This is a genomic window from Anaeromyxobacter soli (assembly GCF_022808855.1).
Classification (GTDB): Bacteria; Myxococcota; Myxococcia; order Myxococcales; family Anaeromyxobacteraceae; genus Anaeromyxobacter; species Anaeromyxobacter soli.
Map to the genome: position 1 here is coordinate 1 of NZ_JAKZLF010000007.1, position 10,515 is coordinate 10,515.

At 72.6% G+C, this 10,515-nt stretch carries 12 protein-coding genes; 7 read left to right on the plus strand and 5 right to left on the minus strand.

What is annotated here, in order from left to right:
• Positions 1–654, minus strand: a 654-nt coding sequence (locus MLV88_RS07045) for a biotin/lipoyl-containing protein (RefSeq protein ID WP_308197547.1), incomplete at its 3' end; no start/stop codon positions are given.
• A 23-nt stretch (positions 655–677) separates the two neighbouring features.
• Positions 678–3,344, minus strand: coding sequence for a pyruvate dehydrogenase (acetyl-transferring), homodimeric type (gene aceE / locus MLV88_RS07050; RefSeq protein ID WP_242372307.1), 2,667 nt, complete (start codon positions 3,342–3,344; stop codon positions 678–680).
• A gap of 251 nt (positions 3,345–3,595) precedes the next feature.
• Here aceE and MLV88_RS07055 point away from each other — a divergent pair, with 251 nt between their 5' ends.
• The 4 genes from MLV88_RS07055 (at position 3,596) to MLV88_RS07070 (ending at position 6,769) form a co-directional block, all read left to right on the plus strand.
• Entirely contained in the window at positions 3,596–4,579 is a 984-nt protein-coding gene (locus MLV88_RS07055) for a zinc-dependent alcohol dehydrogenase family protein (RefSeq protein WP_242340930.1), read from the plus strand.
• 168 nt (positions 4,580–4,747) lie between these two features.
• A complete protein-coding gene (locus MLV88_RS07060) occupies positions 4,748–5,125 on the plus strand; it encodes an MbcA/ParS/Xre antitoxin family protein (protein ID WP_242340931.1) in 378 nt (125 codons plus the stop codon).
• Entirely contained in the window at positions 5,085–5,855 is a 771-nt protein-coding gene (locus MLV88_RS07065) for an RES family NAD+ phosphorylase (protein WP_242372302.1), read from the plus strand. Before MLV88_RS07060 ends, MLV88_RS07065 begins: the two co-directional genes overlap by 41 nt.
• A gap of 65 nt (positions 5,856–5,920) precedes the next feature.
• Positions 5,921–6,769 carry an EcsC family protein gene (locus MLV88_RS07070; RefSeq protein ID WP_243337166.1) on the plus strand — a complete coding sequence of 283 codons (849 nt, stop codon included), beginning with the start codon at positions 5,921–5,923 and terminating at the stop codon, positions 6,767–6,769.
• Between the two features lie 21 nt (positions 6,770–6,790).
• On the opposite strand, the gene MLV88_RS07075 is transcribed toward MLV88_RS07070, so the two are convergent.
• The 3 genes from MLV88_RS07075 to MLV88_RS07085 all read right to left on the minus strand — a co-directional run bounded on the left by MLV88_RS07075 (position 6,791) and on the right by MLV88_RS07085 (position 8,425).
• The gene (locus MLV88_RS07075; RefSeq protein WP_242356716.1) at positions 6,791–7,024 is read right to left on the minus strand and encodes a thioredoxin family protein; all 234 of its coding nucleotides are present in this window, start codon (positions 7,022–7,024) and stop codon (positions 6,791–6,793) included.
• Positions 7,025–7,032: 8 nt separating this feature from the next.
• A complete protein-coding gene (locus tag MLV88_RS07080) occupies positions 7,033–8,145 on the minus strand; it encodes a permease (protein WP_243337168.1) in 1,113 nt (370 codons plus the stop codon).
• Between the two features lie 136 nt (positions 8,146–8,281).
• Complete coding sequence (locus tag MLV88_RS07085; protein ID WP_242340937.1) at positions 8,282–8,425, minus strand: hypothetical protein; 144 nt, start codon at positions 8,423–8,425, stop codon at positions 8,282–8,284.
• Between the two features lie 136 nt (positions 8,426–8,561).
• Here MLV88_RS07085 and MLV88_RS07090 point away from each other — a divergent pair, with 136 nt between their 5' ends.
• The 3 genes from MLV88_RS07090 to MLV88_RS07100 are packed head-to-tail and all read left to right on the plus strand — an operon-like array spanning position 8,562 to position 10,513.
• Positions 8,562–8,915: an ArsR/SmtB family transcription factor gene (locus tag MLV88_RS07090; protein ID WP_242340938.1), complete on the plus strand. Its 354-nt coding sequence runs from the start codon at positions 8,562–8,564 to the stop codon at positions 8,913–8,915.
• A gap of 3 nt (positions 8,916–8,918) precedes the next feature.
• Positions 8,919–10,064: an ACR3 family arsenite efflux transporter gene (arsB, locus tag MLV88_RS07095; protein WP_243337170.1), complete on the plus strand. Its 1,146-nt coding sequence runs from the start codon at positions 8,919–8,921 to the stop codon at positions 10,062–10,064.
• On the plus strand, positions 10,061–10,513 hold the full coding sequence (locus tag MLV88_RS07100) for an arsenate reductase ArsC (RefSeq protein ID WP_243337172.1): 453 nt from the start codon (positions 10,061–10,063) through the stop codon (positions 10,511–10,513). Before arsB ends, MLV88_RS07100 begins: the two co-directional genes overlap by 4 nt.
• Positions 10,514–10,515: the final 2 nt, after the last annotated feature.

Below are 10,515 nucleotides of genomic sequence, written 5' to 3' on the forward strand. Positions count from 1 at the left end.
GGCGTCCAGCACGAGCACGAGGCTGCCCTCGCTCACCCGATCCCCTGCCTTCACCTTGAGCTCGCGGACGGTCCCCGCCGCCGGCGCGGGCACGTCCATGGTCGCCTTCTCGGACTCGAGGGTGATGAGCGGATCGTCCCGCCCGACGGTGTCGCCCGCCTTCACGAGCACGTCGATCACCGGCACGTCCTTGAAGTCGCCGATGGCGGGGACCTTCACCTCGACCCGGCCGCCGCCCGCCGGCGCGGCCCCCGCGGCCGGGGCCTTCGCGGCGCCCTCCGCGGCCCGCGCGGCCGGTGCCGCCGCGCCGTCGCGCTTCCCGGCGGGCGCGGGAGAGGGCGCGGGCTTCGTGGCCGCCGGGGGCGCGGGCTTCGCGGCCGAAGGGGGCGCGGCCTTCGCGGCCGGCCTGGCCGCCCCCGCCTCGTCGAGGGTGAGCACGACGCTCCCCTCGCTCACGCGATCGCCGACCTTCACCCGCAGGTCCTTGATGGTGCCCGCCGCTGGCGACGGCACGTCCATCGTCGCCTTCTCCGACTCGAGCGTCACGAGCGCGTCGTCCTTGCTCACCGCGTCGCCCGGCTTCACGAGGACGTCGATGATCGGCACGTCCTTGAAGTCGCCGAGCGCGGGGACCTTCACCTCGATGGTGCTCATGGGTCGTTCGCTCTCCGGGGCGCCTACACGGTCCACGGCGCCGGCTTCGCGGGATCGATGCCGTACTTGCGGATGGCCTCCGTCACCTTCGCGGCGGGGAGCTTCCCCTCGTCCGCGAGCGACTTCAGCGCGGCGACCGCCACGTGGTGCCGGTCCACCTCGAAGAAGCGGCGGAGCCGCTCGCGGGTGTCGGAGCGCCCGTAGCCGTCCGTGCCGAGCACGAGGTACCTGCGGCCCACGTACGGCCGGATCTGCTCGGCGAACGTGCGCACGTAGTCCGTCGCCGCGACCACCGGCCCGGAGGTCTCTCCGAGGCAGCGCTCGACGTGCGACTTCTTCGCCGGCGCCTCCGGGTGGAGGAGGTTCTCGCGCGCGACCGCCATGCCGTCGCGGGCGAGCTCCGTGAAGCTCGGGCAGGCCCACAGGTCGGCGTCCACGCCCCAGTGGCTCTTCAGGAGATCGGCGGCGGCGATCACCTCGCGGAGGATCGCGCCCGAGCCGAGCAGCTGGACGCGCGGGGCCTTCTTGTCGCCCCCCGCCCCGCGCTTGAAGAGGTACATGCCGCGGATGATGTCCTCGGCCGCGCCCTCGGGCATCGCCGGGTGCACGTAGTTCTCGTTGAGGACGGTCAGGTAGTAGTAGACGTCCTCCTGCTCCTGCACCATGCGCCGGAGCCCGTCCTGCACGATGACCGCGACCTCGTAGGAGAAGGTCGGATCGTACGAGCGGCAGTTCGGGATCACCGACGCGAACACCTGCGAGTGGCCGTCCTCGTGCTGGAGCCCCTCGCCATTCAGGGTGGTGCGGCCCGACGTGCCGCCGACGAGGAAGCCGCGGCAGCGCATGTCGCCTGCGGCCCAGGCGAAGTCGCCGACGCGCTGGAAGCCGAACATCGAGTAGAACAGGTAGAACGGGATCATCGAGCGGCCGTGCACGGAGTACGACGAGGCCGCCGCCATCCACTCCGCCATCCCGCCCGCCTCGGTGATGCCCTCCTGCAGCACCTGGCCCTTCCGGTCCTCGCGGTAGAAGGCGAGCTGGTCCGCGTCCTCCGGCGTGTAGAGCTGGCCGACGTGGCTCCAGATGCCGAGCTGCCGGTACATGCCCTCCATCCCGAAGGTGCGGCCCTCGTCCGGCACGATCGGCACGACGCGCGCGCCGATCTTCTTGTCGCGCGCGAGGATGCTCATGATCTGCACGAGCGCCATCGTGGTGGAGATCTCCCGGTCCTCGGTGCTCTTGAGGAGCCGGTCGAACGTGGCGAGCGGCGGGACCTCGAGCGTCTCCGGCGCGCGGCGGCGCCGGCGCGGGCGATCGCCCCCGAGCTCGGCGCGGCGGGCGCGCATGTACTCGAGCTCCTTCGACCCCTCCTCGAACCTGAGGAAGGGCACCTCCTCGAGCTTGTCGTCGGGGACGGGGAGGTCGAAGCGGTCCCGGAAGCGCCGGACCGCGTCCGTCGCGATCTTCTTCTGCTGGTGGGCGATGTTCATCGCCTCGCCCGCCTCGCCCATGCCGTAGCCCTTGATGGTCTTCGCGAGGATGACCGTCGGCTGGCCCTCGTGGCTCACCGCCGCCTGGTAGGCGGCGTAGACCTTGAACGGATCGTGGCCGCCGCGGTTGAGGCGCCAGATGTCCTCGTCGGAGAGCTCGGCGACGAGGTCCTTCAGCTCCGGGCTGTCGAAGAAGTGCTCGCGGACGAAGGCGCCGTCCCGCGACTTGTAGACCTGGTACTCGCCGTCCACCACCTCCATCATCCGGCGGCGGAGGGCGCCGCTCTTGTCCTTCGCGAGCAGCGGATCCCAGTGCCGGCCCCAGATCACCTTGAGGACGTTCCAGCCGGCGCCCCGGAACGTGCTCTCGAGCTCCTGGATGATCTTGCCGTTGCCCCGCACCGGCCCGTCGAGCCGCTGCAGGTTGCAGTTCACCACGAAGATGAGGTTGTCGAGCTTCTCGCGGCCGGCGAGGCCGATGGCGCCCATCGCCTCGGGCTCGTCCATCTCGCCGTCGCCGGTGAAGACCCAGACCTTGCGGCCCTCGGTGTCCACCACGCTCCGGTCCGCCAGGTACTTCATGAAGCGGGCCTGGTAGATCGCCATGAGCGGCCCGAGCCCCATCGACACGGTGGGGAACTGCCAGAACTCGGGCATGAGCCAGGGGTGCGGGTAGGACGAGATGCCCTTCCCCTCGACCTCCTGCCGGAAGTTCGTGAGCTGCTCCTCGCTGAGGAGGCCGAGCAGGAACGCGCGCGCGTAGATGCCGGGGGAGGAGTGACCCTGCAGGAAGACGAGATCGCCGCCGCGCTCCTCGGACCAGGAGCGCCAGAAGTGGTTGTAGCCGACGTCGTAGAGCGTCGCGGCGGAGGCGAAGCTCGCGATGTGGCCGCCGACGTTCGTGTGCTTGTTCGCGCGGACCACCATCGCCATCGCGTTCCAGCGGATGTAGTGGCGGATCCGCTGCTCGAGGGCGAAGTCGCCCGGGAAGCGCGGCTGCAGCTCGACCGGGATGGTGTTGACGTAGGCGGTGTTCGCCGAGAACGGCACGTACGCGCCGGCTCGCCGCGCCCGGTCGATGAGGTGCTCGATGAGGAAGTGCGCGCGCTCGGTCCCTTCGCGCTCGAGGACGCCCTCGAGGGCGTCGAGCCACTCGCGCGTCTCCTGCGGGTCCATGTCGGGGCTGGAAAGCGGGTCCATTCGGGGCGCCTCACGGTCGTTGCGGACGTTGCTTCGGCTGGGGTGAACTCCTAACGAGAAGCGCCTGCCGATCAACGCCTGCCGGCGTGGATCCGCACCTCGGGTGCGCGCGGCGCCGCGCACCCACCCGCCGCACCGATCCGACGGTGCGATCGCGCCCCGGGGGCGGGGGTCCAGCCGTCCGCCCTTCGGCTGGGAGAGGACCGCAGTGCCTCGAGCCGCGCCCGCCGGAACACGGTAGGCTCTCGTCCGTGCGCGCGATGGTCGTCGAGCATCCGGGCCGGCCGCTCGCCGCCCGCGACCTCCCCGTCCCCGAGCCAGGGCCCGGCGAGATCCTGGTGCGCGTCCTCGCCTGCGGTGTCTGCCGCACCGACCTGCACGTCGCCGACGGCGACCTCGCCCTCCCCGGCCGGCCCGTCGTGCCCGGGCACGAGATCGTCGGCGAGGTCGTGCGCGCTGGCCCGGGCGTGGCGCGCTTCGCGCCGGGAGATCGCGCCGGCGTCGCCTGGCTCGCCTGGGCGTGCGGGGCCTGCGGGTTCTGCAGGGCGGGCCGCGAGAACCTCTGCGAGCGCGCGCGCTTCACCGGCTGGCAGCGGGACGGCGGGTACGCGGAGTACGCCGTCGCGGACGCGCGCTTCGCGTTCCCGCTTCCTCCCGGCACCGACCCGGTCGCGACCGCGCCGCTCCTGTGCGCCGGGCTCATCGGGCACCGCGCCTGGCGCATGGCGGGCGACGCGGCGCGGCTCGGGATCTACGGCTTCGGCGCGGCGGGGCACATCCTCGCACAGGTCGCCCGCCACGCCGGCCAGGAGGTCTTCGCGTTCACGCGGCCCGGTGACGACGCCTCGCAGCGGCTCGCGCTCGACCTCGGCGCGGCCTGGGCGGGCGGCTCGGACGCGCCCCCGCCAGCCCCGCTCGACGCGGCCGTGATCTTCGCGCCGGTGGGCGCGCTCGTCCCCGCCGCGCTCGCGGCGGTGGCGCCGGGCGGGACGGTCGTCTGCGCCGGCATCCACATGAGCGACATCCCGCGGTTTCCGTATGCGCTCCTGTGGGGGGAGCGCGTCCTGCGCTCCGTCGCGAACCTCACCCGCGCGGACGGCGAGGCGTTCCTCGCGCTCGCGCCGCGCGTGCCCGTGCGCTGCGAGGTGACGCCGTTTCCGCTCGCCGCGGCCAACGAGGCGCTCGATCGGCTGCGCGCGGGGAGGATCGAGGGCGCGGCGGTCCTCGTGCCCTGAAGGGGCCGCGCGCCCGCCGGGCCCCGCAGTGCTCGCCCGGCGAGTCCTCCCCGGGCCCCGCGCGGCTCCGGTCGCCGCTGGCCCGCGCCAGCGCCTCTTGCAAATGAAAGATGCCGCCATTAATCTTCCAGGTGAAAGCAGTCCTTCCCCGCGTCATCTGGAGGTCCGATGCGCGCATCCGCCCACACCGCGAGGTCGCCGGAGCCGGGCGCCGTCCTGACGAAGGCGACGCTCCGCGCGGCGGAGCTCCTCGAGCTCACGGACGCGCAGCTCGCGCGGATCATCGGCGTCAGCGGCGCCTCCGTCTCGCGGCTCCGCGCGTCCGCGCGGGCGATCGACCCCGGCGCCAAGGAGGGCGAGCTCGCGCTCACTTTCCTGCGCATGTACCGCAGCCTCAGTGCTTTACTGGGAGACGCAGCGAGCTGCCGCGCGTGGTTCCACGCCGAGAACGCTCATCTCGGCGGCACTCCCGCACTCCTCGTGCGGAGCGTCGAGGGGCTGGTGAATGTCACGCAGTATCTGGACGCGATGCGGGGGAAGGTCTAACGCCCGGGCGCTCGAGGGCCGGCCCTGGCGCATCGCGGAGGGCCAGCGGATCATCTCGACGCGGCCCCTCGTCGATTCGGACGCCGAGCACGCGCTGCTCGAGCGGATGATCGACGACCACAAGCCGCCGCTGCCGCCGGACCCCGTGCTCGGGAGGCTGCACTACCTCCTCTACTCTCCGTTCCGGTACCCGCCGCTCAGGTACGGCTCGCGCTTCGGGGGCCGCCACGAGCCGAGCCTCTGGTACGGCTCCGAGGAGCTCCGCACCGCGCTCGCCGAGACGGCCTACTACCGGATCGTCTTCTTCGAGGGGACGAAGGCGAAGCTCGCGCCGCACGCGATGCCGTTCTCGGCGTTCCAGGTCGCGGTCGCGACGCGGGCGGGGGTGGACCTGTCGTCGCCCGCGTTCAAGGCCTCCCTCCGCAAGCTCTGCTCGCCGAGCGACTACACGGTGAGTCAGCAGCTCGGGACCGAGATGCGGGCCGACGGGATCGAGGCCGTCCGCTACCCCTCGGCGCGCGACCCCCGCCGCGGCCCGAACCTGGCGCTCTTCTCGCCGGCGGCGTTCGCGGCCCCCGCCCCCCTCGCGACGCCGGAGACCTGGTACTGCACGGTCACCGCCGCGCACGACGTCGAGTTCCGGCACGAGCGCGCCCTCACCATCGACACCGAGGCGTTCCCGCGCAGCACGTTCCTCGTGGCCGGCGTGCTGCCGGCGCCCGCGGCGTGAAGGGCCGGGGGCTCGGGGCCGACCGGGGCGCGGCGCGGGCGCGCTCCGCGCGATAGGCTTCGCGGATGCCAGGTCCCCTCGATCGCGCCGACGCCCTCGCCCTCGAGCAGGCGAAGCACGTCCTCGAGACCCCCGATCTCGCCATCCAGCTCGCGAGCCGCGTCGGCCGGCCGATCGAGCGGCTCGTCGAGAAGCTGCCGGTTCGCACGCGCGATCTCGTGGGGAGCGCGACGCGCACCGCGCTCGAGAAGGGGCTCGAGCTCGCCGTGCGGACCCTCGACTTCCGCGAGGCGACGGGGGCCGGCGGCTCGCCTCCGCTCGCCGTGCGCGGAGCGCCCGGCGCCGCCTCCGACCTCGCCCACCGCGCGGCCGTCATCGCCTCCGGGGCGCTCGGCGGCGCGCTCGGCGCCGCGACCCTCGCCATCGAGCTGCCCTTCTCGACGACGCTCATGCTCCGCTCCATCGCGGACCACGCGCGCGCCCAGGGCGAGGATCTCTCCGAGCTGCGCGTGCGGCTCGAGTGCCTCGGCGTCTTCGCGATGGGCGGCCGCGCCGCGAGCGACGACGCGGCCGAGGCCGGCTACTTCGCGGTGCGCGTGGCGCTCTCGCAGGCGGTCGCGCGCGCCGCCGAGCAGCTCGGCGCCCGCGCCATGGGAGACCTCGCCGCCGAGCGCAGCGCGCCGGCGGTCGCGCGCCTCGTCGGGCTCATCGCCCAGCGGTTCGGGACCCAGGTCGCGCAGAAGGCGGTCGCCCAGCTCGTCCCCATCGTGGGCGCGCTCGCCGGGGCCGGCATCAACTCGGTCTTCATCCAGCACTACCAGAAGACCGCCTGGGGTCACTTCACGGTGAGGCGGCTCGAGCGGAGCTACGGGGCCGACGAGGTGAGGCGAGCGTACGAGGCGATCCCGGGCTGAGCCTCGTCGCGGGGACGCGTCTCAGGACCGCAGGAGCTCCATCACTGCGTCGGCGGTGAGGACCTTGCCGGCGGCGCGGACCTTCCCGTCCACCACCAGCGCGGGCGTGGTCATCACCCCGAGCCGCATGATCTCGCGGAGGTCCTCCACCTTCTCCACCGCCACCGAGAGCCCGAGCGCCTCGACGGCCTTCTCGGCGTTGGCGGTGAGCGCCTTGCACCTGTCGCAGCCGGTACCGAGCACCTGGATCTTCATCCGTCACCTCACAGGACCGCGTTGAAGAGCCAGCCGACGAGCAGGATGCCGAGCGCGACGATCCCGACGAAGGCGGCGATGAGCGGCGGGCGGAGCACCTTCCGGAGGATCACGATCTCCGGGAGCGAGAGGCCGATCACCGACATCATGAAGGCGAGCACGGTGCCGAGCGCGGCCCCCTTCCCGAGCAGAGCCTCGACCACCGGGATGATGCCCGCCGCGTTCGAGTACATCGGGACGCCGATCGCGACCGCGGCCGGGACGGACCACCACGCGGACTTCCCCATGAACCCGGCGAGCAGCCCCTCCGGCACGTACCCGTGGACTCCTGCGCCCACCGCGATCCCGGCGAGCACCCAGGGCCACACCTTGCCGACCACGTCCCGCACCGCCTCGACGCCCTTCTCGACTCTGCCCTGGAACCCGAGCCGCTCGCGCTCGTGGACCTCGCTCCGCTTCATCGACGCGTAGACCCATGGCTCGACGTAGCGCTCGAGCTTCATCCTCCCCAGCACGAAGCCCGCGGCGACGGCGATCGCGAGCCCGGTGACGAGGTAGAGCGCGGCGACCTTCCACCCGAAGAGCCCGAGGAGGAGGACCAGCGCGACCTCGTTCACCATGGGCGCGGCGACGAGGAAGGACAGCGTGACGCCCAGCGGGATCCCGACCTCCACGAACCCGAGGAAGAGCGGAACGGCGGAGCAGGAGCAGAACGGCGTCACGACGCCGAGCAGCGCGGCGAGGACGTTCCCCACCGACTCGCGCCTGCCGGCGAGCAGGGCGCGGGTCCGCTCGGCGGTGAAGAACGAGCGCACGATCCCGACGCCGAAGACGATGAGGACGAGGAGCAGCAGCACCTTCGGCGCGTCGTAGAGGAAGAACGCGACGCTCTGGCCGAGGCGCGAGGACGGCGAGAGCCCGAGCACCCGGAAGGCGGCGAGCTCCGAGAGCGGGTGGACGAGCGCATAGGCGGCCGCCCAGACGGCGAGGCCACCGGCGAGCAGCGCCGCGGTCTTGACGCGGCTCGCGCCTCGCGCCGCCGCCTCCGCCGTCGTCCGCGGCGCCGGCTGCGCGCAGCACGCCGGCGCCTCCTCCGACTCGCCGAGCACGGGTAGCTTCACGAGGCCGTCCTTTCGCGAGCCGACCCTCGGCCGCGGCGCGGAGTATCGGGAATCCCGGAGCCGGTGTCATCGTCTTTTTGCGATTTGCGGATCCCGCGCGGCTTGCCGTGCGCGACCCCGCGACCGCTCGATCTCGCTAGCGCGCGCGTCTGCGCGGGCGCCGCTCGTGCCCGTGGCCGAGGATCCCCGCCATGCGCAGGAACCCGTAGACGAGCACGACCAGCGACGACCAGATCACGATCGCCAGCCCGACCATTCCCTGTGGCTGAGCGTTTTCCATGAACCGGCGATACCCCGAACCCGCTCGCCGGGCGCCGCCCGGCGGGGGCCCATCCGGTGACAGGTGCGTGACGCGCCCGCTCGCCCGGGCGCCCGGTCTTGCCTCTCGCGCGCGTCCATCGTAGATAGCCGATTCCATGGCGCCCCAGCTCAAGAAGGTCCCGGCCTGCGGTCCGGCTCCGGAGCCGAGACAGGAACCCGACCTCCGGCCGGTCGAGGGCTCCGACGCGGACGAGGAGCTGGCGCTCCTCGCGAAGGCGGTCGGGCACCCGGCGCGGGTCCAGATCCTCCGCCTCCTGGTCCGCCGCGAGGCGTGCGTCTGCGGCGACATCGTCGACGAGCTCCCGCTGGCGCAGTCCACCGTCTCGCAGCACCTCAAGGTGCTCAAGGAGGCGGGCCTCATCCGCGGCGAGATCGACGGTCCGCGCGTCTGCTACTGCATCGAGCCCCGCACCCTGCGCCGGCTCAAGTCCCTCGTCGGGAGCCTCTAGCCCATGTCCGAAGCCACCCTCGTCGCGCCGGCGCGCGCCGGCGTGACCCGTCGCCTCTCGTTCCTCGACCGCTACCTGACGCTCTGGATCTTCCTCGCCATGGGCGCGGGCGTGGCGCTCGGCTTCCTCGTGCCGGGCGTCGTCCCCATGCTCGAGCGGATGTCGGTCGGGACGACCTCGATCCCGATCGCGGTGGGCCTCGTCCTGATGATGTACCCGCCCCTCGCGAAGGTCCGCTACGAGGAGCTGCCGCGGGTCTTCCGGAACGGGAAGGTGCTCGCGCTCTCCCTCGTCCAGAACTGGATCGTGGGACCGTTGCTCATGTTCGCGCTGGCCGTGATCTTCCTGCGCGACCGCCCCGAGTACATGGTCGGCCTCATCCTCATCGGCCTCGCGCGCTGCATCGCGATGGTCATCGTCTGGAACGACCTCGCCAGGGGCGACACCGAGTACTGCGCCGGGCTCGTCGCGTTCAACTCGATCTTCCAGGTGCTGTTCTTCTCGGTCTACGCCTGGGTCTTCATCACGGTCCTGCCGCGCTGGCTCGGCCTCGCCGGCGCCGAGGTCCACATCACCATCGGCGAGATCGCGAAGAGCGTCTTCGTCTACCTCGGCGTCCCCTTCCTGGCCGGGATGGCGAGCCGCTTCGGCCTCCGCGCCTGGAAGGGCGAGGCGTGGTACCGCGGGGTCTTCATCCCGCGCATCTCGCCCATCACGCTCGTCGCCCTCCTCTTCACCATCGTCGTGATGTTCTCGCTCAAGGGCGAGACCATCGTGCAGGTGCCGCTCGACGTGGTGCGGATCGCGATCCCGCTCCTCGTCTACTTCGTCGTCATGTTCTTCGTCTCGTTCTTCATGAGCCGGAAGGTGGGGGCGAGCTATGGCCAGACCGCCACCCTCTCCTTCACGGCCGCGTCGAACAACTTCGAGCTCGCCATCGCGGTGGCGGTCGCGACCTTCGGGATGGCGCACGGCGCGGCGTTCGCGGCGGTGATCGGGCCGCTCGTCGAGGTGCCGGTGCTCATCGGCCTCGTCACGGTCGCCCTCGGGCTCCGCGACCGCTTCTTCCCGGGCGAGACGGCGGAGCTCGCGGGCGTGAAGAACTGTGCGGGGAGCGTCGGCCCGTTGCGCGGGAAGGCGAGCCCGTGACCGGCGCGGACTGGCGGCGCGAGGCGGAGGAGCTCCGCAGGCTCGGGCCGCGCCACGTCCTGTTCCTCTGCGTCGCGAACTCCGCTCGCAGCCAGATGGCCGAGGGCATCGCGCGTTCGCTCGCGCCCGCCGGGGTGACCGTGTCGTCGGCGGGCTCGCAGCCCTCGCGCGTGAACCCGCTCGCCGTGCGCGCGCTCGCCGAGATCGGCCTCGACATCGCCGCCCACCGCTCGAAGAGCGTGGAGGCGATCCCTCCCCACACCGTCGACGCGGTCGTCACGCTCTGCGCCGAGGAGGTCTGCCCGGCCTTCCTGGGGAAGGCGCGCCGCGTCCACTGGGGCCTCCCCGATCCCGCCGGCGCGGGAGGCCCGGAGGAGGACCGGCTCCAGGCGTTTCGCGACGTCCGCGACGAGCTCCGCCGCCGCCTCGCGGTCGTCTTCGGGCGGTAGCC

What these genes read in the sequence shown, in the direction of transcription:
- aceE (WP_242372307.1), bottom strand. Translation starts at nt 3,344, where the DNA reads ATGGACCCGCTTTCCAGCCCCGACATGGACCCGCAGGAGACGCGCGAG.
- MLV88_RS07060 (WP_242340931.1), top strand. Translation starts at nt 4,748, where the DNA reads ATGCGCGCATCCGCCCACACCGCGAGGTCGCCGGAGCCGGGCGCCGTC.
- MLV88_RS07065 (WP_242372302.1), top strand. Translation starts at nt 5,085, where the DNA reads ATGTCACGCAGTATCTGGACGCGATGCGGGGGAAGGTCTAACGCCCGG.
- MLV88_RS07070 (WP_243337166.1), top strand. Translation starts at nt 5,921, where the DNA reads ATGCCAGGTCCCCTCGATCGCGCCGACGCCCTCGCCCTCGAGCAGGCG.
- MLV88_RS07075 (WP_242356716.1), bottom strand. Translation starts at nt 7,024, where the DNA reads ATGAAGATCCAGGTGCTCGGTACCGGCTGCGACAGGTGCAAGGCGCTC.
- MLV88_RS07085 (WP_242340937.1), bottom strand. Translation starts at nt 8,425, where the DNA reads ATGGAAAACGCTCAGCCACAGGGAATGGTCGGGCTGGCGATCGTGATC.
- MLV88_RS07090 (WP_242340938.1), top strand. Translation starts at nt 8,562, where the DNA reads ATGGCGCCCCAGCTCAAGAAGGTCCCGGCCTGCGGTCCGGCTCCGGAG.
- arsB (WP_243337170.1), top strand. Translation starts at nt 8,919, where the DNA reads ATGTCCGAAGCCACCCTCGTCGCGCCGGCGCGCGCCGGCGTGACCCGT.